We start from the raw sequence: 23,183 nt of genomic DNA on the forward strand, positions 1-23,183 counted from the left end.
GAAAAATTAGTTGCTTTTGTCACTTAGCGCTGAAAATTTATGCCATTTATCTAGAAAAATGACAGGTATAGATTGTGAACCAGCCGGATTTCACAAGTTGTATCGTGCAACAAATAAGCCTTCACAAGGCGAATTTTTGAAATTCACAAGTGACGGCTAAAAGCAAGGTCAAGATCGTTCGTCAATCTTCGATTTCCGAGTAAAAAAATATCGCTTGGACTTCGCCCGTTTTCGCTCATTTTTTAAGTGCTGTTTGTGGCAAATTTATTGCCACAAAATAAAATAAAAAACCCCCTTCGCTTTTTCAGCAGGGGGCAAGTTTTTATTTCAGTTTTTCTCAAAATGCTTTTCATTTTTTAGCAAAATAACAAAAGATAATAGAATTAAAATAATACTTGAAAAATAAAAACTCATACTCATTCCGAATTGATCCCAAATACGACTTACTATAAATTGCCCTAAAACATTACCTATTGCAATCATAATTCTAAATTTGGAAAGTCTTTTCCCTATCTCTGTAAAGAGACTACTGTTTATTTTATCACTTGCATATATATCGGCGATATTAGCAACTAATTCAAAGATGAACCAAACTATAATTATAAAAGGTTCTGTTGCAAAGTTTTCCAAAAAATCTATTTTAGTGTAAAATTGAGAAAAAAAACAGAGAGGACAGAGTAATGAATCATTTTAAAGGCAAACAATTCAAAAAAGACGTCATTATTGTCGCTGTTGGTTACTACCTGCGTTACAATCTAAGCTATCGTGAAGTTCAGGAATTGTTATATGATCGTGGAATAAATGTTTGTCATACTACGATTTATCGTTGGGTGCAAGAGTACAGCAAAGTCCTCTATTATCCTTGGAAGAAGAAAAATAGACAATCCTTCTATTCATGGAAAATGGACGAAACCTATATCAAAATTAAGGGACGTTGGCATTATCTTTATCGTGCAATTGATGCGGACGGCTTAACCTTAGATATCTGGTTACGAAAGAAACGGGATACGCAAGCAGCCTATGCTTTCTTAAAACGACTCCATAAACAGTTTGGTGAGCCGAAAGCAATTGTGACCGATAAAGCACCTTCTCTTGGCTCCGCCTTTAGAAAGTTACAGAGTGTGGGTTTATATACTAAGACAGAGCACCGAACTGTGAAGTATCTTAACAATTTAATAGAACAAGACCATCGACCTATTAAACGACGGAATAAATTTTATCAAAGTCTCCGTACAGCCTCTTCCACGATTAAGGGCATGGAGACCATTCGAGGAATATATAAAAAGAACCGAAGAAATGGAACGCTCTTCGGCTTTTCGGTGTCTACTGAAATCAAGGTATTAATGGGAATAACAGCCTAAGATATTTGGAGTTCAGAGAGGGCGCGTTTGATTTTCAAACTTCGCAACAGAACCAATTCAAGCTACTATATCTGTTTCAAATAAAAGCGTTGTGTCGCATAATCACCATGTAGTTCTGAGTCAATATAAAAACCGAGATTCATCAATTCATCGCCAGCAAATGTTACATCTTCCATTTGATAAGTTGCTTCTTCTGCTAATCCTGCTAATTTCAATGTGACTAATGGATGCGCAGCTTCTGCTAATACTCGGAAATAAAAGACCATGGCTTCTGTTTGGTCTTTTGAGACAAACATCCATGCAGTATCATTGCCTTCAAACGGACTTTCCAAGCGATAAAAAGTTCCATATTGCAAAAGTTGGCGATGCTTTTTATAAAAGGCAACTTGTTCTTTAATTTCTGCTTTTTCTTCAGAAGTTAATTGCGTTAGATCTAGCTCATAACCAAAAACACCAGCCATCGCAGCATTGCCACGAATAGTTAAACTCGTTTCTCTTCCTGTTTGATGATTTGGGACTGCTGAAACATGCGCACCCATACTTGAAATTGGATACACTAAGCTGGTTCCATATTGAATTTTCAGACGAGCCACGGCATCGGTATTGTCGCTCGTCCAAGTTTGTGGCATGTAATACAAGAAACCTGCATCAAAACGACCGCCTCCACCCGAACAACTTTCAAATAAAATAGTTGGATAATTCGTTGTTAACTTTTCTAAAAATTCATATAACCCTAACATATAACGATGAGCCACTTCACCTTGCATCGTTGAGTCCAACAAGACAGAATAGACTTCTGTCATATTTCGATTCATATCCCACTTCACATAATCAATCGGTACACGATCAAAAATCGCCGTCATTTGTTGATAGATATTATCACGAACATCTTGTCTTGAAAAATCAAGAACATATTGATTTCGACTAATTGAGCGGTCACGACCTGGAATACCCAATGCCCAATCTGGATGTGCTCGAAATAGTTCACTATCTTCAGAAATCATTTCCGGTTCAAACCAAATCCCAAATTTCATCCCGTTATCATGCACTTGCTTGGCTAAATTTTCCAAACCACAAGCAAGTTTGCCTTCTGTTTCAACCCAATCACCTAATGAAGTGAAGTCATTTTCACGACCGCCAAACCAACCATCATCTAAAACAAACATTTCAATGCCCAAGTTCTTCGCATCATCGACAATATTCATGATTTTTTCTTCGTTAAAATCAAAATACGTTGCTTCCCAGTTGTTGATTAACGTGGGACGTTCTTGTAAACGATAGTTTCCACGAATTAAACGGTGATTATACAATTCATGATACGTCTGTGATAACGTATTCAGACCTTCATTACTATAAACCATCACGACTTCTGGCGTTTGAAATGAGTCGCCAGTTTTTAGTTGCCAACCAAAATTAAATGAATTAATTCCCATAATGACCCGTGTTTGGTCAAATGGATCTTTTTGAATCACCGTTTCGTGATTACCGCTATAAACTAAATTAAATCCATATGCCTCTCCTTGAAATTCATCTGTTTTGGCATCTACTAAAGCAACAAACGGATTTTGTTGATGGCTGCTTGATCCGCGTTTACTATCTAATACTTTTATCCCTGTATGAATTTTTTCTCTAGTCATTTGACGTTCTCTTGCCCAGGTACCATTTAAATGAATTAACTCGAGTGGACGATTTGAAAAATCAATTGATTGACTAGCTAAGCGGTTAATCTCCACTGTTTCATCACTATTATTTACTAATTGCGTAGAACGAATAATTACACTGTGATTTTGATAAATTGTGTAGAACAACTGTAAAGTCAATCCACTAATCGCGTCTTTCAATTGAATAATCAGCGTTTCAGCTTCATCATCATCTTCCGTATATAAGGCTGGCAATCCCGCTAAGCTGGGCTTTCCTTTTTGAATTTCGTAGCTATCATAACGAAAATCATTTACACGACTACCGTTTCCTAATTTAATATTATGCGCCGGTTCTCTAAAATCACCATGTCCATATCCTGGAAATTCTAATGGTAATGTATCTAAAGATAATAAACGATCTTGCGCATTTGCATTGTTGGGTGAGAAGGAACGATCTGTTCGGGGGTAGCGATACCCACCAGAATAGTGCGTAATCTTTTTTCCAAAATAAAGATGCGTTAAATAATTATTTTCTTCGATTCCTAATAGATAGCTAATTTTTTTATTTTGTAAATGAAATGTTTGTGTGTGATTGTCAAATATAATCATAAGTTTATGAACTCCTTTATAATGAGAATAATTTATTGGTTATTTCACTGCTCCATTGCTCATTCCAGCTATAATACTTCTTTGGAAAGCAAGATAAACTAGTGTAATCGTGACAATTCCTACTGTATAGGAAGCAAAACTTGGACCATAGTCGTTAAAATATTGTCCCGTATAATTATATTGAAACAATGGTAGTGTCCACATATTAGACTCACGATTTAAAATTAATAATGGTAGCATGAAATCATTCCAAAACCATAGAGCATTAAGAATAATAGTCGTCGCATGCATTGGTTTTAACATTGGGAAAACAATTTTGAAATAAGTTGTAAAGTGACTAGCCCCATCAATTTCAGCAGCCTCATCCAGACTGATAGGCACATTTAGTTTAATAAAACCAACATATAAAAATAGTGTCTGTGGTACGGCATAAGTGAGATAGAGTAAGATTAATCCCCACATATTTGCTAAACCAATTTTACTCATCATAACGGTAATCGGAATCATAATTACTTGGAAAGGAACAAAAATTCCTAAAATTAAAAATAAATACATCAATCCGTATGCTTTCCCACGAGTCATTTTTCTTGCTAGTGAATAAGCAGCCATAGGAATAATTGCTGTCACAGCAACTACTGAAATGATTGTGATGATTGCCGAATTCCAAAAGTAATGACCAATTCCATCCGCTAACAATCTTCGGAAATTTTCCAAAGTCGCTGGATTAGGAAAACGAAAGAAATTATTCATAATATCGGGTGTTGTTTTAAATGAACCGAATAGCGTTGAAACTAAGGGAACTAAAATCATGAAGCCCCCTAATAATAAAAGCAAGTATTTAGAAATATTTTTTTCTTTTGATGTTTTCATTGGGAAACCTCCTAGATTTCAAATTTTTTCGATAATTTTAATTGTGCCAGTGAAACAATCCCAATTAAGATAAATAAGACTAAAGCAATAGCATTCGCATAACCAAACTGATTGTTTTTAAAAGCATAATTATAAACAAGTAACCCCAAAGATGTTGTGGCATCGCTTGGTCCACCACCAGTTAAAGCAAAAATTTGATCAAATGCTGTTAAGCCACCTTTTAATGCCATAATAAATACCATTGAAATACTTGGTAATAAGTAGGTGATTTCAATATTCCAAAAAATTTGCTTATCATTCGCCCCATCCATTCTAGCAGCTTCAATAATTTCTTGTGGAATACTTTGAAAACCCGCTAAGAAAATGATGACTGGCATGGCAATTCCTTGCCAAAGTAAAACAAAAATTACTGCAAAAATCGCTCCCCATGTTGTTCCTAAAAGACTGGTTTGTAAAAATTCAATGCCTAACATACTACCAATTTTTGGTAAACCATAGTTAAAAATTTGTTTAAATACTAAAGAAACAACCACGCCCGATAAGACCGCTGGAAAAAAGAACCATGCTCTAAAGAATGTTTTCCCTTTAATATTTGCGTTCAACGCCCGCGCAATCAAAATACCAAAACCAATTTGTCCAGCAATCATGCAAAGCGTCACAATTAAAGTGAAGCCAATCGATTTGATAAACTTCGGATCAGAAAAAAGAATCTTATAATTGTTCAAACCCACAAAATCAAAATTATAAGTCAGACCAGTCCAATTAGTTAAACTGTAAAAAGCACCTTGAACCATTGGAAAGTAGAAAAAAATCATCTGCAAAATAATTGGAATTGCTACAAAAATGATTGCCCAGTAACGATTTAAAATTTCTTTTATTTTCATTTTATTTTCCTACCTTCCGTCAGCTTTCATTGGATTAAAGAAAGCATTTAATGCGTTAATCATGGCTTTTTGATTGCCATTGTGTAAATAACTTGTTGTTAAGGTATAAAAATCATTTTCACTATTCCAATCTTTGGCTAACCAAACTAAATGACGATCAGTAAAAGCAAGTTCAGTTAAACCACTTAATGGTGAATCCTGAGTATTCTCGATAACGCCCTCAACAGCACACGGTGCACCATCTACATCATAATATTTCTGCATCGCTTCAGGTGTTGTCATATATTCTACAAAACGTTTGGCTTCTTCTTTATGTTGAGAAGTTGCAGAAACTGATAAGGCTAGGTCTCCTGCGCCAATCGTTAGACTTTGACCTGCTTCATCTGCTGGAAAAGGAAAAGTTCCTACTTCAAAATCTGGATTTTGTGAATGAATCATCGGCATTGCCCATGAACCATTCGGCATAATCAACGCATCACCTTTTGTAAAAGTAACTACTGTATCGTTATAACCGGCACCTTGCCAGTTGTTTTGCAAAGCTTTTGGTTCTCTTAACAAATCTAATCGATTAAAATCTTTTTGCATTTCTTTGCTTTCAGCATTAATTCCATTAACTTCTGAGAAACGCCAAACATTGTTCGCTTCCTCTTCACCACCAGCAGCAGTCGCTAAAGCTAGTTGGTGATAACCATTTAAAGTCCAGCCTTCTGCTCCTGCAATCGCAAATGGTACTTTGTTTTGATCTTTAATCTCAGCTACTATTTTTTCAAATTCTGCCCAAGTTTCTGGTGCTTGAATCCCCATTTCCTCAAAAGCAGTTTTGTTATAGTAAAAACCATAGACATTAGCGGTTAATGGTATGCTATATACACGATCCTCAATAGCAAAACGTTGTGCATATCCATTTTTGATATTCTCTAAATACGGTTCTTCGGTTAAGTCCTCTAAATAACCAGCTTTCGCCCATTCTTTCAATTCTATACTTTGAGGATAAAGATTAATGACATCTGGTACATCGCCTGCAAGCATACGTGTTTTAATTACTTCACCAGCATTCGGTACATCCACAACTTTTACATGAATATCAGGGTTTTTTGCTTCAAAATCTTTAGCAATCTCCTGAATCGTTTGAGTCATTTCTTTTTTTTGATTAAAAAACTCTATTTCTACCTTACCGCTTGCATCTTCCTGATTTTTTCCACAAGCAGTCAAAGAGATCGTTGCTCCTAGTGCTATACAAGCTAAAATGATTTTTTTAGACCACTTCATTTTATGCTCCTCCTTATACAATTTGAATGCGTTTTCTTTTTTGTTAACACTAATGTAACTGTTTACTAAGTGTTTTGTCAATATTTTTACTAAGTTTAACTAAAAAAAGAGTAAGGAATTGAAAATTCCTTACTCTTTCAGCTTCTTTTTAATTATATTCAGGTAAATAGTCCCCATGTGCTTCGATTAAATCATCCACTAAATTTTTGATATCTGTTAAAGACAATTCAGATGATAGATGTGGATCTAAATACGCTGCTTGATAAATTTTTGATTTATCTAGTGTTAAAGCGGCTTCTACTGTCAGTTCTTGAACATTGATATTCGTCCGATTTAAAGCAGCTAATTGTGTTGGCAATTCACCGACATAGGTTGGTTGCACGCCATTTTTATCGACTAAACAAGGTACTTCCACACAAACATCTGTCGGTAAGTTTGTGATTAAGCCTTTATTTAAGACATTTCCTGCAATCACTGACGGAGTTCCTGTCGTAATAGAATCCATGATATATGAAGCATATTCACGGCTTCTCGTATGTGTTAACTCCCCATTATTTACAATGTCCTCTCGCATGCTTTCCCAATCATTAATTTGTTGTTCACAACGACGTAAGTATTCATCCAACGGAATCCCTAATTCGTCAATCAATTCTGGGTATTTTGATTTAATAAAGTATGGATGGTATTCTGCATTGTGTTCACTTGATTCTGTAATATAGTAACCAAAACGTTTCAACAATTCAAAACGTACAGAATCTGGATGTGGATTTGGTTTTTCTGCAGCTAACTGACGAATTGTTGGATAGAAATCTTCCCCATTTTTTGTAATTTCCAACAAGAATGCCATATGATTAATGCCTGCAATTTTCCATTGAAAGTCATTTAAGTCATATTGATCGGCTATTCCTAAATGCTCAAACAATTCTGGTACGCATACTTGAACGCTATGACATAAACCAACAGTCTTAATACTCGTCGCTTTTAAAACACCCATGGTTAACATCGCCATCGGATTTGTATAGTTCAATAACCAAGCATTTGGACAAACTTCTTCCATTTCTTTAGCAAAGTCTAACATTACTGGTAGTGTCCGTAGGGTTCTAAAAATCCCACCAATCCCCATGGTGTCACCAATAGTTTGTCGCAACCCATATTTTTTAGGAATATCAAAATCAATCACTGTTGAAGGTTTATAACCACCCACTTGAATAGCATTGATAACAAAATCAGCCTCTCTTAACGCTTCTTTGCGATCATAATAAGAAACAATATCAGCACGATTTTCATTCGAATTTTTATTAATATTTTTAAGCATTAAATTTGATTCTTTTAGTCGTTTTTCATCAATATCGTACAATGCAATATGTGCATCTTGTAGACTTGGAGTTAACATCGCATCGCCTAATACGTTTTTTGCAAAAATAGTACTTCCTGCACCAATAAATGTAATTTTTGTCATGTACTTACTCTCCAATCACTAATTAATAGTTTTATAATTTACCACCTGTTGTAGCAATTCCTTCAATGAATTTTCTTTGGAAAACGATGAATATCACAACCATTGGCCAAATTGCTAATAACGAACCTGCCATTAATTGTGGGAAGTTCGTGGCATATTGTCCTTGTAAGTTTGCTAATCCCGGAGCTAAAGGCATCTTATCAATTGAAGTATTGACAATCAATGGCCACATTAAATCTTTAAATGCAAACAACGCTGTGAATATTCCAAGTGCAACCAATCCTGATTTAGCAAGCGGCAACATAATTTTGAAAAAGATCGTCCAAATATTGGCACCTTCTAAATAGGCCGCTTCCTCCAATTCATCAGGTAAACCTAAGAAAAATTGTCTTAATAAAAACGTACCAAACGCACTAACTACCCCTGGTAATATTAATGCTGGAATTGTATTTAAAATACCCAATTTTTGTGCTAATAAATACTGTGGAGTAATAAAAATGGAACCGGGAATCATCATTTGAATAAGTACTAAGCTGAAAAAGATATTTTTCCCTGGAAAACTTAGACGCGCACAAGCATATGCAGCCATTGCTGAAAATAAAACCGAGCCAATCACTCGTCCAACAACCATTAAAAATGTATTGATATAAAAAGCCATGAATGGTAATAAATCAAGTACTTGTTGATAGTTACTTAGCTGAAATTTCTCAGGGAAAATTGTAGGTGGAATTTGGGTAGATTCAACCAACGTTTTCCCTGAAGTTAAAATCATCCAAATAAAAGGTAATGCCATTGCAATACCACCTAAAATAAGCATGATATGGATTGGCGCATTTGAAAAAAATTTATTTTTCATAATTTGATAGCCTCCTTAATAGTTTACCCACTTTTTCTGCAACTTCATTTGAATTGCAGTAATAATTAATATAATCACTAAAAGGAACATAACGATTGCCGAACCATATCCCTTGTCATTTAAAATAAATGAATGTTTATAGAATAAATAGGCTAATGATTGTGATTTAAACATGGCGGTACTATTAGGAGTAATCATCATAAAAATAACATCAAATACTTGGAAAGCATTGATAACTGTTGTTACAACTACAAAAAATAATGTTGGTGTAACTAATGGTAACGTAATGTTGAAAAACTGCTGGATTGGACTAGCACCATCAATTTCCGCTGCTTCATAATAATCTTTAGGAATTTCTTGTAAGCCGGCTAGTAATAACACCATGTTATAACCAATAGCACTCCAAACTCCTACAATGATAATAGAATAAATCGCAATCGATGGATCCGTTAACCATGCTGGTCCATCGAGACCTATTTTAGCCAACATGTTATTAATCAGTCCATAATCATTATTGAACATCCAGCGCCAAATCATTGCGACTGCGGATGGTGCAGCAACGACTGGTAGAAAATAAATTGTCCGATAAATCGACAATCCTTTAACTTTTCTATTCATTAAAACTGCCACCAACAAGGATAATACAACAATACTAGGTATCGAAACCACTGCATAAATTAATGTGTTTAATAAAGACTGAAAAACTTCACCGTCTGCAAACATTTTTTGGTAATTTCTTAATCCGACCCATTCAGTATCACCGAACCCTACCGTTTTTTGAAAACTTAAAATTGCTGTTTGAATTGCTGGCCATATATTTAATAAAATTAATCCTAATGCCGTTGGAAAAATAAAAATATAGCCCCATATCACTTGATCTTTACGATATTTTCCAAAAATTCGATTTTTCATAATATCCCCCTTTTTGGTATTCATCCATTAATATACAGACGAAATAGAATCCTTTCGCCTGTATATTGTATAATTAACTAATTTAATTTCCGCTCAATATCGCATTGACTTCTTTTTCAATTTGAGCGGTTCCATCTTCAACAGTTACTTCACCAGACAGAATACGGTTAATAATTTGAACTTCTGCTTGTTCAGCTCGTAATCCATCTTTATTGTATGGACGAGGGACTCCATACTCCAACATTTTTCCAAAAGCACTCAAATCAATTGTATCTGAAGAAGCAGCCCACTCGTCTTCAAAGCCTTTTAGTGCTGGGATTGATGCCCCCGTTTCCGCTTGGATTTTATTGGCGTCCTCACTAGCTAAAAATGCCATTAGTTTTTTCACTTCTTCTGGGTATTTTGTATTCGCACTGGCAGCCCAACCAAGTCCATTTGTAATTGTTGCATTAACTTTTCCCTTAGGTAACACGGCAGAAGCAACATTTTCAACTAGATAGTCATTTTTCAAAAATCCCGGTGCAAACCAGTTTCCTTCAATCATCATTGCTAATCTACCTGATTGAAAACGACTTAACTTATCAGGATCTTGTAATTCTGTAATTGTTGGTGAAGCATGATCAACAAGTGCAATATCTCGATAAAAAGCTAAAGCTTCTTGTGCTTCTGGGGTATTCAAACCTGATTTTGTATTGTCATCGGCAAATACTTCTCCCCCATTTTGATAAATAAATGGCCAGTAGCCAGTCTCTGTTCCAATATGTGATGCAAAACCATAGATGCCTTTTGATTCATCTGTTAAATCAATTGCAGCTTGTCTGAGTGTTTCCCATGTCCATGTTTCATCTGGATAATCGACACCTGCATTATCAAATAATTCTTTGTTGTACCATAGCCCCACTACAGAAGCATCTTTAGGGATTGCGTATAGTTCGTCTTCAAGCGTATAGAAATCAGCAATTCCTTCAGTAAAGTTTCCCATGTCAATATCATTTTCTTTGATAACATCATCAAGTCCCATCAAAGCATTCTGTGACATATATTTATAGGATTCGCTAGAGTGCATGGTTACTACATCTGGCATATTACCTCCCGTTGTTGCAGCTTCTAATTTAACCCAATATTGATCCCAAGGCGTTGTCTCCATTTCTACTTTGATATCAGGATTTTGTTTTTCAAATTCATCTAACATTTTTCTTAGTCCTGGAGCTTGGTCAGTATCCCAACTCGCATAGCTTAAAGTTACTTGCCCGTCTTTAGAATTACTATCTCCCCCACCACATGCTGCGAGTAATGTCCCAGTTAAAACAGCTATCCCTGTTAAAGCTATTTTTTTGAAATGTTTCATCTTAATTCCTCCTGTTTTGAATGCGCTTTCTTTTTGTTAACGACACTATAACTGTTTACTTAATGTTTTGTCAAGATTTTTTACTAGAAATATTAGTAAACAAAAAAGTAAACACCCTTTTTTGGATGTTTACTTTTTTAATCGATATTTTTTTCACTTTCTCTAACAATAATATTATTAGAAACAATCACTTTGATCGAAACATTTCTAACTTCTTTTATTCGTTCATTAACCATGCGAACTGCTAGTTTTCCAATTTCTTCTGTATTCACATTCACCGTATTTAATGCAGGTGTTAAAAATTCAGCAACTTCAATATTATCAAAACTCACAATCGAAATATCTTCTGGAATATGTAGACCATTTTTTTGAAGTGAACGATAAACCCCCACAGCAATAGGATCATTTCCTACCATGATAGCAGTCGGCAACTTATCTTTAGCATGTTTTTTCAAAAGTAAATCTGCTGCCTGCATTCCGTCAAGTGTGGTCCAGCCTTCTAAATAAATTTGACTATATTTTTCTAATCCTTTTTGTTTCATCCACGTCTCATAGGCTATTTTTCGATAATCATCATCTGACACGTGTTTATTTCCTTGGCTATCTAAACGAACACGTCCTCCTCCGATAAACGCAATGTTTCGGTGTCCTTTTTTATACAATCGATCTAAATGCTGATTCGTTGCTTTTGTTAAATCAGTATAAACTGCATCTACTTCAGCTTCAATACTAGGGTCATCAATCACTACGACATTCGAATTAATTGCTGATACTTCTTCAATCACAGAAGATAGCACCTGCCCAATAATCAACACACCTTGACATTTTAGCAAATCGTCTTGCTCCAACGGTGTTTCTGACAAACGAATAATTTTCTTCAAATTGACTTTGCTTTGTTCTGCTTCGACTTGAATCCCTCTGCGAATCGTTCGAAAATAGGGATCTTCCAACTCATCTACTTCAGAAACTGTCGTTATTAATGCAATATTTGTTAAATTTTTTGCAACGGGACTTTTTTTGACATAATGATAAAAATTAACCGATTCTGCAATCTTTCGTTTGGTTTCATCGGTTACTGAAAGTGTCGGATCCTCATTTAGCACGCGCGATACTGTTGCAATGGACACACCCGCCCGTTTTGCAACATCCCTAATTCCTACCATAATAGCTCCTCTTTTCATATTTGAAAGTGTTTACTAAAATATAATCATACATTTTGAAAATAAGCAAATTTCGTTAAAAATAGGCACTGTAATCATAATTAAAAACAAGAAAAAATATCCGAACAATTTAGAGTAAATAATGCTAATTCTAGTGAATTTGCGACGAGGAACTGCTAGATCACAGTTCATTCTCTCTATCGTTCGGATATTTTATTGTTAACTATACTTATTTCACAGAGCTTTTTTATTTGATTTTGTGAACAGAGTCTCGAGAAATCAATTCTCCCTCTAATAGTAGTACTTGATTTTTTATTTCTTCTTGTTTGGCCAGTCCAATCAGTTGGTGAAAAGCAATCGCCCCCTTGTTACCTGGATTTAGTCGTATTGTTGTCAACGCAGGATCCATTAATTCTGCAAAAGTAATATCATCAAATCCAATAATCGATAATTGTTCCATCACTCGTTTATTCTTATTTTTTAAAAATTTTACTAATTTAGCCGCTAAATAATCTCCAGTAACAACAATTGCAGTAAATTCAGCTAATTCTTGATAAATTCGCTCAAATTCAGAGTTGTTATATATCCAATGCGATTTAAAGGTTAAATGATATTTCTTTAATGTATCGATATAAGCTTGATGTCGTTCTTGAATAACACTTGGTTCACCTACAATGTAGTCAAAAGAAAGAAACGCTATTTTCTCATGACCATAATGAATCAAATGTTCCACTGCCAATGTACTAGCTTGGTAATCATTTGTATTTACAAATAAACGATTCATTTGTTGTTCAAGTTCTCTTAATGTCTCTTTTGAAAGATGCGTATCAATATAAACAACAGGACCATCAAAAACGTTATTTAATTCCAAAAATTCTTTTACACGTACACCAACAACAATGAACCCCTCAAAACGCCAATTTCTCTGAATAGTTTTAACATCTTCTGCTGAATTAACATTATGCACCAATACAAAATAACCATGATTCTTTGCCTGTTCCTCAATTCCAGACAAAACTTCTGCGGTAAATGGATCAGAAAATACAAAATCAGGGTTCTGTTGCAAAGTTTTCAAAAGAATCTATTTTAAGTTAAAATTATAGAAAAGATAGCTTGGAGGAACGAAGATGAAGCATTTCAAAGGGAAACAATTTCAAAAAGACGTGATTATTGTCGCCGTTGGCTATTATCTTCGTTATAACCTCAGCTATCGAGACGTTCAGGAAATACTTTATGATCGTGGCATTCATGTGTGTCATACAACGATTTACCGTTGGGTACAAGAATACGGCAAAGCCCTATATCAAATTTGGAAAAAGAAAAATAGACAGTCTTTTTATTCGTGGAAAATGGATGAAACTTATATCAAAATCAAAGGGACCTGGCACTATTTGTATCGCGCGATCGATGCAGACGGTTTAACGCTGGACATTTGGCTACGTAAAAAACGCGACACACAAGCAGCCTACGCATTTTTAAAACGTCTTAGAAAGCAGTTTGGCGAACCAAAGGTTCTAGTCACAGACAAGGCACCATCTATTGGCAGTGCGTTTAAAAAATTACAAAAAGCTGGTCTGTATACGAAGACAGAACACAGAACAGTTAAGTATCTCAATAACTTGATTGAGCAAGATCATCGACCAATCAAACGTCGGAATAAATTTTATCGAAGCTTACGCACTGCCTCAACAACGATTAAAGGCATGGAAACGATTCGCGGAATATACAAGAAAAGCCGAAAAGAGGGCACACTCTTCGGCTTTTCGGTTTGCACTGAAATCAAGGTCTTATTGGGTATCCCAGCTTAAAAAGCAGTCAAAACGGAATGCTGGTTGTTTATTTTAAAACTTTGCAACAGAACCCTTCGATTAAACCAATGAAGGCTAACAAAACAGGCGCTATTGCTAACAAAATGCCGATTATATCCACATCTTGCAAAAGGCTACTCCTTTCTTCAGATTTCGATAGTACATTCATAATGCACCACCTCACTTTCAAAAAAAGCGCCACCGTCACAAACTTTACTGTACTCATATTATACCATAACTCACGCTAAAAACCTATATTTATCAAGGCTTTTAGCTTTTTTTTATGTCTAAATTCGAGTGAAATGCTTGTTCCTTCAGTCGCTCCAGCCACCACCACCGCTCCTTCAGAAACCGTGTTGCTGACACAACCCGAAGTGATCGATAGAAAAAAATACCAGGATCAGGCAGAGATCTCTTGTTCTTTTAAAGCCAAAATAGACAAAGCGTTCGCAAACTGCAGTAAGCCTGATTGAGAATCATCGACGATCACATTTTTCTGATAATGGATCCGATCACTCACGTGATTGATTGATAATCCGTAAACAAAACGCATCAAAAAGATCTTTCGTCTCCGATCGGTGATTTCTGGTTTATATGGATGGCTAATGGCCGTCAGACCCAAAGAAAACAAGTGGTGAAAATAAAGAAACTCTTGTTTGAACTGCTGATTTTCTTGAACAAAGCTAGAGTGTTTGATTTCTGGTATATCTTGGTCTAAGAGCGAATACGTTGAATGGATCGGCGGCATTCTCGTCAATCCCATCCTTTCTCTTGAAACAAGATAACTAGAGAGCATCGATCCGATCTCTCCTTTGGTTTTTTCCCAATCGATCACCTCTTTTTCAGGTAATTCAAATTGGTGAACATCAAATAATCGCACATTATTCCTCTTTTCATGATAGGTGATACACACAGCTGTCGTTTGCACCTAAATAATTTCTTTTTTAATTCAAAAAAGACCTGGAAAAAGATTCCAAGTCTTTGTTTCTCAAAATGGCAAATCATCATCTGATAAATCGATGGCCGAACTGCTTTGTGCAAATGGATCCGTTTCTTGTTTAGGTAGCGGCGGCGGTGTCGGTTTGCTTTTTTCAGCTGTTTCGTTGGTCTCATTCGCACGCTGCTCAGACACCTCTTTTGATTCCATTAATTGAAACGTCTCTGCCACGACTTCTGTGACGTACACTCGCTGCCCTTGTGGGTTATCGTAAGATCTTGTCTGAATACGTCCAGTCACGCCGAGAAGCGTCCCTTTCTTGGCGTAATTGGCAAGGGTTTCGGCTGGTTTACGCCAAATGACACAATTGATGGAGTCAGCTTCTCTTTGACCGCTTTGATTGGTAAAATTTCGATTCACGGCCAAAGTGAACGTGGCCACTGCAGCACCGTTCGGTGTAAATTTTAATTCTGGATCTCTCGTTAATCTTCCTACTAATACGACGTTATTGATCATGCTTTATTCCCTACTTTCTTTGCTTTTTTTAGCGCATTGACAAATGATACAAAAGTGATCTGTCCCGTATCGCTCAACTTGATTTTTGCATGATAGGTCGTCTTGTCTGCCTTTTTGATTCCTGAAACCACGGTTAACAAGGGCTTACGAGACTTCTAAACTCCCCCTCTATCACTTTAAACACAAGGACAGTCAAAGCTTTTTCAATACGATTAACAGCTTAGATAAACGCCTCCCACAATGGTTTTGTAAGAAGCTGACGTTTTTAAATAAATAAAAATTAGGGATTCAATATGCTTTAGAAATCAGGTGTAATAATGGTGCATTAGAAGGAACAAACAAAAAGATAAAAGCAATAAAACGAGTAGCCTAAGGCTATCGAAATTTCCACAACTTTCGAGCAAGAATGTATCTCATTCAAGGCTTGATCTTCCAAGTAAAATAAAAACCAGTTGAGCACTCTGCTTAACTGGTTATGACTAAATTTTCAGTTGTATTTCTCTACCAACACTAAATGTCGAAGAGCCAGCAGTCTCTCTAGGATGTTGTTGGTTATTGTTTCTTTACGTAGCAACTTCTAGCTCTCTTGAATGTAAAAAGGATTACTGAGAATCAGACGTTGATTTTTCTGCCCCTTGGCGGTACCTAGCACTTCAACCCGAAGATATCCAGGAACAAGCTCTAGTGGTACCCGTAAAGGCTCCCCTTTGGTCAGTTTCGTTTCGGCGACCACCTGTTCATTTTGAATCATGCGAATTGTTTTAGGGTCAAACCCAAAAGCTTGTAATCGAGGCTGTGGGGTGTCTTGTACCATAATCTGTAAAATCCCCTTCTCTGGCAAGAGATTATCCCCCATGTAATAGTTCTGATGGGCTTGCTGGAAAGAGAGCTCCATTACTGGTCCTAAGGAAATATAGAAATTCCCTTGGCGGAGACTCTGGTAAACCTCCGTTAGCGTGAAGGTTTCCAATCCAATATAACTGATTGCCGTGTTTTCGGAAGGAGCTTCCATTCGGTGCCAGTCTCTACCTCCGCTGCAGGAAATACGTTCTCCTTGTAACAGCAACGAGGTCCACCATTCATAAGCCAGTTGACTGCGATATTTTTCATCTGGTGTGGTACGATTCCATACTTCGATAAAATCCACTAACCCATAATCTTCAATGTGAAAATCCCAGTGACATCCTGTGCAAATAGGGCTGCCAATTGAAAAAGGATGCGCAATCCCCACAATTCCCTGAGCCGCCTTGATTTGACGCAATTGTGGATCAAGGCTTCTTTTTTGTGCTTGGCGCCAGTCAATCACTTGATTTGCACCAATCACCAGCATGTGCCCATAAAAAGTTGTCCACTCGATACCGGGTACAACTAGGAGATTGCCATCAAAATCATCCTGCTGGTTTTGTTCCAGCTTTTCTTGTCGCCATTGTGCATAAGGTGCGAAGGTATTATGATCCGTGACGGTCAACACTTGGTACGGCTCCTCTTTGGCAGCTTGTATCAATTGATGAATGGAAAATTCGCCATCACTATGGCACGTATGAGCATGCAATTCAATGGGATAATACTTCATCCTGCTGGCCTCCAATCACACAAATTTCTGCAAAGCCTTTTCTAGAAAGCATACAATGCAAACTAATCTGTAACTCCCAGAAACCAGGAGTCGGAGACACACGTTCAAATCCCAATGAGCTGGTTTTAGCGGATAAATAGATTTCTTGGGTTGCTGCCTTATGGTGGTAACAGCCCAAATAATGCCCCTCTTGAGAAACCGAAAGCGTCAATAGGTTCACTAAGGGCAAAAAATTCTGCCAGTTGCCCTCTGTTTGCTCCTCTGGTGTAAAATATCGGAGCACCGCTTGTTCCAAGTATGGCTTCGCTTCTTCGGTGTCAACAATTTGAGGCCCATAGGAAAATTGAATCATGATATACTCGTAGGCTTCAGCCACGACAAAGGGAACTTTTATATGCGTTTGATGGTGTCGTTCCCCTAATTGATAGCGTTCCTGTAATATGACCGTTTCCTGCTTATCTGGATGATTGCTCATAGTCTCACCTTTCTTTTTTACATTGCTGCGGCATGGCTAGCGCCGAACCTGTTCCTTTTTCAGATTCGTTGCGATATAGACAACCGCCGACACGGAACAAATCAAGAACATAATCACCGAAAGCGCAGAGGTACGCTCATAATCCATGTAGCTGTTGAATTGGTCATATAGCGCAATTCCCAACATTTTCGGGTGATTTCCTCCCATCAAAAATGGTGTCGTAAAGGAGCCAACATTTCCCATAAAGACAAAGGTCATCGCCACCACAATGTCTTTGTATGTGTTCGGTAGAATCACTTTTAAAAATATCTGCCATTTTGAGGCGCCAATGTCTTTAGCGGCTTCAATCGACGCATTCCGAATAGCCGAGAGTCCCGCCAGAATCAACAGTGTAACAAACGGAATGTTGAACCAGAGATTCATTAAAATAATTCCCCGTTCATTAAACATTAACCCTGGTTTAAAATTAAGACCAAACCACTGACTTATTCGGTTAATCACTCCCGCATCCCGAATCACCATTGTCATAGCATACACTGCCACTAGCCCAGGGACAAAACGAGGCACCATATTCAGCACACTCATCCATCGGCTAAACCGATTTTTCTTAAAGCGGATGTATAAGGCTAACCCGTAACCAAATACCAATGAGAAAATCACGGTAGTAATGACAATTTCCAAGGTATACCAAAGATTATCCAACTGGATTGGGTCCGTTAAAAAATAAGTGTAATTTTTCCAAGTAAAGGCCTTTGTTTCCCCATCTTGAAAACTACGAACCACAGTAGTCAAGACAGGGTACACAATAAACAGCATCACCATGCTAAAAGCTGGAAAAATCATGAGGTAAGGGATCAGCTTAGGTCCATGCTTTTTCCAAAATCCCGCTTTTATCTGTGGGTTGTCTCCGGTTGTTTCAAAGGATTCCTTGGTTTTGAGTTCTTGCATCATTTTGAAAGTGTGCCGATTTCTTGATCCCAACGTTCATTTAAGGTATTGCCTAATGTGCCAATGCTGCTCGTTCTAAATGAACTAATATCTAAACCTTCTAGGTACTTAGAATTGTCAGAAGATAACTTGCTGCTATCAATAACTGGAATTGCTGCCATCGAATCCAACAAGATTTGTTGTGCATCTTCCGTTAGCATAAAGTTCATAACAGCCTGTGCCCCTTCTGGATTAGAGCCAATAGATGGAATAGCTAGAGCATCGACATTTCCAGTAAACCCAGGGGTAATTTGTGTCATTTTAACCGTGTCAGGCAAAGTGCCATTTGACAGGTTGGTAATCAACATATCTGCCCATGCAGGAATCATTGAGACCTCACCATTTACAAGCAAATCAAGAGTCCCTTGGTTTTTATTTGGGTAAATAACATTTCCACCAGATTGGTATAAATCTGGATGCAGCTCTGCTAATAAATCAAAGCCTGATTGCCATTGCTCTTCCCACTTGGTATCACTCGAGGTTAGTGCTTCTTCTGGCAAGAAATTGTAGATAGCTGTTTGAACGAATGCTCCACCGGCACCGCCAGATCCTGGCGTGTTGTAAGCAAATTGTCCTGGATTGTCGTGAATCCATTGGTATAACTCATCTGCTGTTTTTGGAGGATTCGTTACTTTACTTGAATCATAGGCCAAGACAACCGTCGTTCCACGATATGGTACCAAAACTCCTTCACCGTCTGATACTTGCGTTTTCACATTTTCTAAATTAGGGATGTTGGCTGCGTCATATGGCGTGAAAATATCCTCTCCACCTTCTTGTACATAGGTCGCATATTCAGCATCGGAAGCCAGAATCAAGTCATAATCTGTATCCTTTTGATCGGTTTTTTTCGCTGCAACAATCCGATCCATTAAGCTTTGCGTCCCTGTACCAGATAAAATAAACTGTAACTTCAGCTCATACTTTTCGCCAGCTTCACTTTCATTAAAGGCATCGACAATTTTGTCCATTCCGACTTTGACATTGTCCGATCCACCTGCCCATAGCGTTACTGTTTCCTTTTCTGTTGCAGTTTCACTTGCTTGACTCGTCCCACATCCGCTAAATACCATTGCCGCTGCCACAAGACTTACTACCCCAGCTACTACTTTTCCCATTTTTTTCATCCTACTTTTTCCTCCTGATACGTGATTGATTTTTGGATTGTAAAGTACACCTGTTGCTCTTCTTCAAATTTGTTGCTGTCACCTTTTGCTAAATAAATCTTCAGTAATTGCCGTTGATACAGGATGGTCGCAACACTATAATGACCTACTGGCATCAATTGTTTGATCTGTCCCTGATAGGTCCCAGAAGTAGCAGAAAGGAGCGCATCCTCTGGACGAAAGGCAATTTCTAAGCCATTATTTTCTTTAAAAAAGTTCATCTCTCCGATAAACGAAGCAATATAGCGACTCTTTGGTGCATCATAAATCTCTGACGGCGTCCCGATTTGCGCAATTTTCCCTTGCTCCATCACCACGATGCGATTGGATAGCGCCATTGCTTCTTCTTGGTCGTGGGTCACAAAGACAACCGTCACACCAGTTTCTTTTTGGATTCGTTTTAGCTCTTCTCGCATCTGCTGCCGAATTTTGGCATCTAGAGCCGAATATGGCTCATCTAGTAATAAAACAGATGGATCCAATAGCAAGGAGCGACCAATTGCAATCCGTTGTTGTTGGCCGCCAGAAAGCTGATTAGGAAATTTTTTTGCAACATCTGGTAACCCTAGTAAGGTCAGCATGTCAGAAATTTGCTCTTTAATCTTTCCTTTTGGAAGCTTCCTTAACTTTAAGCCAAAGGCCAGGTTTTCATACACGGTCATATGATTCCATAAATTGTAGCTCTGAAATACCATGGAGGTAGGCCGTTTTTCTGGCGGCGTCGTGGTGACATCTTCCCCATCGATTACAATCCGTCCTTCGTCAATCGGTTGGAAGCCCCCCAAGCAGCGTAAAATCGTACTTTTACCGCAACCTGATGGTCCTAAAAGGGTCAAAATTTCCCCTTCATGGATCGTTAAATCAATGGCTTTTACCCCATCGCCATTTTCATAGGTTTTACTCATTTTTTGTATTTGTACCTTTTCCATTGCCATTTCGTTCCTCCTGTTTTACAGTGACATCCCACCAGAAAAAATATCTTTTCCGAAAATTTTTCGACAAAGCCAAATAATCAAAATTGTCGGCAATAGAAGCAACAGGGAAAAGACAGCACCTGCCATTGGTGGATAGTCCAAAATTACGCTATACATTGAGGTAGCCATTGTTTTGATTTCGGGGAACCCGACTAGCAAAGTACCTTGGGCCTCTTCCATCGAACCTAAAAAGGTATACATGGATGCAACAGCAATACCTGGAATCGCACTTGGCATCGTTACTTTTAGAAAGGTACGAAAAGGACCGGCGCCAACATCTCTGGCTGCTTCTTCTTGTTGCTGATGAATTGTTTGAAACGAACTAACAGGAATCCAGATCATAAAAATCATCGTATTTAATATATGAACAATCAACACGCCAGCTAAGGTCCCCATAAGTTGAAAGCGATAGAACAAAATACCTAAAGCCGTATACAGCCCAATTTTAGGGAACGCATTCGAGAGTAAAAAGGAAAACAAGAAGAAGCTTCTTCCTTTAAATTCAAAGCGAGCAAGGGCATATGCAGCAGGGACACAAATCACGAGGGAAATTGCCGTTGCCAAAACCGCAATCACAAAGGAATTCACAATTGATTGCAACAAATCATCTTGACTAAAAATATATTTCCACCATTCAAACCCAAACTTCGTCGGGAAAACATGGGGAACTTGATAGGTATCCGCAAAGGCTAGCATCAAGGTATTTAACAATGGGCTGTAAAAAAACAAGAGAAAACAAGCAAAAAGGAAAAAATTCCAGAAGTATCTTTTCCCAAAGCTATGATAAAGACGCTTGGGATTCAAGTATTTCAGCATGACTTTTTGCTCCTTTCTTCCATAATAAATAGGCCCATGCACAACGTGAGGTTATATTATAAACACCACAGCTCGCAAGGTACTCAATCGTTTCTAGTTCATTGACTGTCCAAACAGAAAATGTCAATCCTAGCTGCTGCCCCACTTCACGGGCCAACTCAGTTAACCATCCTTCATGAATATTGACGATTTGAACGCTTTGATAGGCTAATTCCTGTAAGGTTTCGATCAAATCTGCTTCGGTAATATCCCCAAGTTTTTTCCCTTCGAACTGATTTTCAATATTATAAAATATATGCTTTCCCCAAATCGCGGCCCAAGATACTCGTACATAGCCACTGAGAACAATTTGTGTCCAGATTTGATAGGTTTGTGCCAGCGAAAAAACGGCCATTTCCAATCCCTCTTCTTTTAAATCACAGTTAATAGTCATGGTTGTCTTCTCATTGGCCACTGCTTGAAACACTTGCTCAAGGGTTACCGATTCTGGGACAACTTCTTGCCTGTCATGGGCTAGTATTAGCGTACCATCTGTTTGCTGACGCACATCTACTTCAAAACAAAGCTGGCGATCCAAACAAAAGCGAATAAATGTCCAGCTATTCTCCCCCATATTGTCACTACCAGAGTGTGCGGTGATCATGGTCATTTTTACCCCTCCTTTAATTCCGTGATTTTCTCCCACACGTCCACTATACCGATGAAGCGTTAAATTCTTGTAAATTCCACACGTTTTTTCAGTAAACTAGTTGTAAATCTTGCATTCTCCTTCCTTCGAACTCATGAATCGTCGATTTTGCCCTTCTAGCTAGTTTCACCAATTAAGTAGTTCTACATTCCCAGCTTTTAACCTACTGCCCCTTTTTGCTATGCCTAGCCCACAAAAAAAGCTGTCCTCACAGACAACAATGGTGGTACTTAGATCTTTTTTAAGAAATAAAAGCGATCTTTTTTGCCCTCCACGTTCCAGCCGCCTCCACCACTTAGGAGGGCAAAAAAAATAGACGTGCAAGGCACGTCTGTAGAGCAAAAGGTTGATATTTCACTGAAATCTTGCTATACTTACTATGTAAAGAGGAGTTGCGCTAACAACTCCCCTACAGCACCGTTTAAGACGGTGGCCAGTTTAATTAATTGTTAAAAAATAATCGTCCTCTGGCTAAAGCTGACGGTTATTTTTTTGCATTCTTTTTTCGTTTCTTCTTGCTTTTACGCTTAGAAGAACGCGTGTTTATAATCGTATCTGCTAGTTTCACACATGCTTCGATTAAACCAATGAAGGCTAACAAAACAGGCGCTATTGCTAACAAAATGCCGATTATATCCACATCTTGCAAAAGGCTACTCCTTTCTTCAGATTTCGATAGTACATTCATAATGCACCACCTCACTTTCAAAAAAAGCGCCACCGTCACAAACTTTACTGTACTCATATTATACCATAACTCACGCTAAAAACCTATATTTATCAAGGCTTTCAGCTTTTTTTTATGTCTAAATTCGAGTGAAATGCTTGTTCCTTCAGTCGCTCCAGCCACCACCACCGCTCCTTCAGAAACCGTG

General features: G+C 37.6%; 23 protein-coding genes. 2 read left to right on the plus strand and 21 right to left on the minus strand.

Annotated elements, in window-relative coordinates:
* Positions 1 to 327: 327 nt before the first annotated feature.
* Positions 328 to 630 (minus strand): hypothetical protein, encoded by a 303-nt coding sequence (locus ECA1_RS13210; RefSeq protein WP_060792730.1) that lies wholly within the window; start codon positions 628 to 630, stop codon positions 328 to 330.
* A 50-nt stretch (positions 631 to 680) separates the two neighbouring features.
* Between ECA1_RS13210 and ECA1_RS13215 the strand changes: the two genes are divergently transcribed.
* On the plus strand, positions 681 to 1,361 hold the full coding sequence (locus tag ECA1_RS13215; protein ID WP_060792731.1) for an IS6-like element ISS1N family transposase: 681 nt from the start codon (positions 681 to 683) through the stop codon (positions 1,359 to 1,361).
* A gap of 65 nt (positions 1,362 to 1,426) precedes the next feature.
* Here the strand turns inward: ECA1_RS13215 and ECA1_RS13220 are convergent, their stop codons facing one another.
* From ECA1_RS13220 to ECA1_RS13265, 10 genes are all read right to left on the minus strand, one after another.
* The gene (locus tag ECA1_RS13220) at positions 1,427 to 3,610 is read right to left on the minus strand and encodes an alpha-galactosidase (RefSeq protein WP_002343072.1); all 2,184 of its coding nucleotides are present in this window, start codon (positions 3,608 to 3,610) and stop codon (positions 1,427 to 1,429) included.
* A gap of 39 nt (positions 3,611 to 3,649) precedes the next feature.
* On the minus strand, positions 3,650 to 4,480 hold the full coding sequence (locus tag ECA1_RS13225; RefSeq protein ID WP_060792732.1) for a carbohydrate ABC transporter permease: 831 nt from the start codon (positions 4,478 to 4,480) through the stop codon (positions 3,650 to 3,652).
* Between the two features lie 11 nt (positions 4,481 to 4,491).
* Complete coding sequence (locus tag ECA1_RS13230) at positions 4,492 to 5,364, minus strand: carbohydrate ABC transporter permease (RefSeq protein ID WP_002290370.1); 873 nt, start codon at positions 5,362 to 5,364, stop codon at positions 4,492 to 4,494.
* Between the two features lie 9 nt (positions 5,365 to 5,373).
* On the minus strand, positions 5,374 to 6,633 hold the full coding sequence (locus ECA1_RS13235) for an extracellular solute-binding protein (RefSeq protein WP_060792733.1): 1,260 nt from the start codon (positions 6,631 to 6,633) through the stop codon (positions 5,374 to 5,376).
* Positions 6,634 to 6,781: 148 nt separating this feature from the next.
* Entirely contained in the window at positions 6,782 to 8,092 is a 1,311-nt protein-coding gene (locus ECA1_RS13240) for an alpha-glucosidase/alpha-galactosidase (RefSeq protein ID WP_002329911.1), read from the minus strand.
* A gap of 31 nt (positions 8,093 to 8,123) precedes the next feature.
* Positions 8,124 to 8,948, minus strand: a complete 825-nt coding sequence (locus tag ECA1_RS13245) for a carbohydrate ABC transporter permease (RefSeq protein WP_002338085.1) — start codon at positions 8,946 to 8,948, stop codon at positions 8,124 to 8,126.
* A gap of 15 nt (positions 8,949 to 8,963) precedes the next feature.
* Positions 8,964 to 9,860 carry a carbohydrate ABC transporter permease gene (locus ECA1_RS13250; protein WP_060792734.1) on the minus strand — a complete coding sequence of 299 codons (897 nt, stop codon included), beginning with the start codon at positions 9,858 to 9,860 and terminating at the stop codon, positions 8,964 to 8,966.
* Between the two features lie 82 nt (positions 9,861 to 9,942).
* Positions 9,943 to 11,208, minus strand: a complete 1,266-nt coding sequence (locus ECA1_RS13255) for an extracellular solute-binding protein (protein ID WP_016853349.1) — start codon at positions 11,206 to 11,208, stop codon at positions 9,943 to 9,945.
* Between the two features lie 137 nt (positions 11,209 to 11,345).
* Entirely contained in the window at positions 11,346 to 12,371 is a 1,026-nt protein-coding gene (locus tag ECA1_RS13260; protein ID WP_002338088.1) for a LacI family DNA-binding transcriptional regulator, read from the minus strand.
* Between the two features lie 244 nt (positions 12,372 to 12,615).
* Positions 12,616 to 13,443, minus strand: a complete 828-nt coding sequence (locus ECA1_RS13265; protein WP_236596036.1) for a LacI family DNA-binding transcriptional regulator — start codon at positions 13,441 to 13,443, stop codon at positions 12,616 to 12,618.
* 52 nt (positions 13,444 to 13,495) lie between these two features.
* Here ECA1_RS13265 and ECA1_RS13270 point away from each other — a divergent pair, with 52 nt between their 5' ends.
* Positions 13,496 to 14,176 (plus strand): IS6 family transposase, encoded by a 681-nt coding sequence (locus ECA1_RS13270; protein WP_016628553.1) that lies wholly within the window; start codon positions 13,496 to 13,498, stop codon positions 14,174 to 14,176.
* Positions 14,177 to 14,576: 400 nt separating this feature from the next.
* Here the strand turns inward: ECA1_RS13270 and ECA1_RS13275 are convergent, their stop codons facing one another.
* The 10 genes from ECA1_RS13275 to ECA1_RS13320 form a co-directional block, all read right to left on the minus strand.
* Positions 14,577 to 15,056, minus strand: a complete 480-nt coding sequence (locus ECA1_RS13275) for an ArpU family phage packaging/lysis transcriptional regulator (RefSeq protein WP_016612331.1) — start codon at positions 15,054 to 15,056, stop codon at positions 14,577 to 14,579.
* Positions 15,057 to 15,164: 108 nt separating this feature from the next.
* Entirely contained in the window at positions 15,165 to 15,629 is a 465-nt protein-coding gene (ssb, locus tag ECA1_RS13280) for a single-stranded DNA-binding protein (RefSeq protein ID WP_060792735.1), read from the minus strand.
* Positions 15,630 to 16,206: 577 nt separating this feature from the next.
* Positions 16,207 to 17,202, minus strand: coding sequence for a CehA/McbA family metallohydrolase (locus ECA1_RS13285; protein ID WP_060792736.1), 996 nt, complete (start codon positions 17,200 to 17,202; stop codon positions 16,207 to 16,209).
* Positions 17,183 to 17,677 carry a hypothetical protein gene (locus ECA1_RS13290; RefSeq protein ID WP_002337524.1) on the minus strand — a complete coding sequence of 165 codons (495 nt, stop codon included), beginning with the start codon at positions 17,675 to 17,677 and terminating at the stop codon, positions 17,183 to 17,185. Before ECA1_RS13290 ends, ECA1_RS13285 begins: the two co-directional genes overlap by 20 nt.
* Before the next feature lie 36 nt (positions 17,678 to 17,713).
* A complete protein-coding gene (locus ECA1_RS13295; RefSeq protein WP_002337525.1) occupies positions 17,714 to 18,628 on the minus strand; it encodes an ABC transporter permease in 915 nt (304 codons plus the stop codon).
* Positions 18,625 to 19,791, minus strand: a complete 1,167-nt coding sequence (locus ECA1_RS13300; RefSeq protein ID WP_002337526.1) for an extracellular solute-binding protein — start codon at positions 19,789 to 19,791, stop codon at positions 18,625 to 18,627. Before ECA1_RS13300 ends, ECA1_RS13295 begins: the two co-directional genes overlap by 4 nt.
* A complete protein-coding gene (locus ECA1_RS13305; protein WP_002337527.1) occupies positions 19,788 to 20,765 on the minus strand; it encodes an ABC transporter ATP-binding protein in 978 nt (325 codons plus the stop codon). The genes ECA1_RS13300 and ECA1_RS13305 overlap by 4 nt, the downstream gene beginning before the upstream one ends.
* 15 nt (positions 20,766 to 20,780) lie before the next feature.
* A complete protein-coding gene (locus ECA1_RS13310) occupies positions 20,781 to 21,620 on the minus strand; it encodes an ABC transporter permease (RefSeq protein ID WP_060792737.1) in 840 nt (279 codons plus the stop codon).
* Positions 21,583 to 22,269: a glycerophosphodiester phosphodiesterase gene (locus ECA1_RS13315; protein WP_002337529.1), complete on the minus strand. Its 687-nt coding sequence runs from the start codon at positions 22,267 to 22,269 to the stop codon at positions 21,583 to 21,585. Before ECA1_RS13315 ends, ECA1_RS13310 begins: the two co-directional genes overlap by 38 nt.
* Before the next feature lie 523 nt (positions 22,270 to 22,792).
* Complete coding sequence (locus ECA1_RS13320; RefSeq protein WP_002290540.1) at positions 22,793 to 22,996, minus strand: hypothetical protein; 204 nt, start codon at positions 22,994 to 22,996, stop codon at positions 22,793 to 22,795.
* Positions 22,997 to 23,183 lie beyond the last annotated feature (187 nt).

This window comes from Enterococcus casseliflavus NBRC 100478, assembly GCF_001544095.1.
In the GTDB taxonomy this organism is placed as follows: domain Bacteria; phylum Bacillota; class Bacilli; order Lactobacillales; family Enterococcaceae; genus Enterococcus_D; species Enterococcus_D casseliflavus.

Excerpts from the sequence above, each read along its gene's own strand:
- ECA1_RS13215 (WP_060792731.1), top strand. The coding sequence starts at position 681 with ATGAATCATTTTAAAGGCAAACAATTCAAAAAAGACGTCATTATTGTC.
- ECA1_RS13220 (WP_002343072.1), bottom strand. The coding sequence starts at position 3,610 with ATGATTATATTTGACAATCACACACAAACATTTCATTTACAAAATAAA.
- ECA1_RS13225 (WP_060792732.1), bottom strand. The coding sequence starts at position 4,480 with ATGAAAACATCAAAAGAAAAAAATATTTCTAAATACTTGCTTTTATTA.
- ECA1_RS13230 (WP_002290370.1), bottom strand. The coding sequence starts at position 5,364 with ATGAAAATAAAAGAAATTTTAAATCGTTACTGGGCAATCATTTTTGTA.
- ECA1_RS13235 (WP_060792733.1), bottom strand. The coding sequence starts at position 6,633 with ATGAAGTGGTCTAAAAAAATCATTTTAGCTTGTATAGCACTAGGAGCA.
- ECA1_RS13240 (WP_002329911.1), bottom strand. The coding sequence starts at position 8,092 with ATGACAAAAATTACATTTATTGGTGCAGGAAGTACTATTTTTGCAAAA.
- ECA1_RS13245 (WP_002338085.1), bottom strand. The coding sequence starts at position 8,948 with ATGAAAAATAAATTTTTTTCAAATGCGCCAATCCATATCATGCTTATT.
- ECA1_RS13250 (WP_060792734.1), bottom strand. The coding sequence starts at position 9,860 with ATGAAAAATCGAATTTTTGGAAAATATCGTAAAGATCAAGTGATATGG.
- ECA1_RS13255 (WP_016853349.1), bottom strand. The coding sequence starts at position 11,208 with ATGAAACATTTCAAAAAAATAGCTTTAACAGGGATAGCTGTTTTAACT.
- ECA1_RS13260 (WP_002338088.1), bottom strand. The coding sequence starts at position 12,371 with ATGGTAGGAATTAGGGATGTTGCAAAACGGGCGGGTGTGTCCATTGCA.
- ECA1_RS13270 (WP_016628553.1), top strand. The coding sequence starts at position 13,496 with ATGAAGCATTTCAAAGGGAAACAATTTCAAAAAGACGTGATTATTGTC.
- ssb (WP_060792735.1), bottom strand. The coding sequence starts at position 15,629 with ATGATCAATAACGTCGTATTAGTAGGAAGATTAACGAGAGATCCAGAA.
- ECA1_RS13285 (WP_060792736.1), bottom strand. The coding sequence starts at position 17,202 with ATGAAGTATTATCCCATTGAATTGCATGCTCATACGTGCCATAGTGAT.
- ECA1_RS13290 (WP_002337524.1), bottom strand. The coding sequence starts at position 17,677 with ATGAGCAATCATCCAGATAAGCAGGAAACGGTCATATTACAGGAACGC.
- ECA1_RS13295 (WP_002337525.1), bottom strand. The coding sequence starts at position 18,628 with ATGATGCAAGAACTCAAAACCAAGGAATCCTTTGAAACAACCGGAGAC.
- ECA1_RS13300 (WP_002337526.1), bottom strand. The coding sequence starts at position 19,791 with ATGAAAAAAATGGGAAAAGTAGTAGCTGGGGTAGTAAGTCTTGTGGCA.
- ECA1_RS13305 (WP_002337527.1), bottom strand. The coding sequence starts at position 20,765 with ATGGCAATGGAAAAGGTACAAATACAAAAAATGAGTAAAACCTATGAA.
- ECA1_RS13310 (WP_060792737.1), bottom strand. The coding sequence starts at position 21,620 with ATGCTGAAATACTTGAATCCCAAGCGTCTTTATCATAGCTTTGGGAAA.
- ECA1_RS13315 (WP_002337529.1), bottom strand. The coding sequence starts at position 22,269 with ATGACCATGATCACCGCACACTCTGGTAGTGACAATATGGGGGAGAAT.
- ECA1_RS13320 (WP_002290540.1), bottom strand. The coding sequence starts at position 22,996 with ATGAATGTACTATCGAAATCTGAAGAAAGGAGTAGCCTTTTGCAAGAT.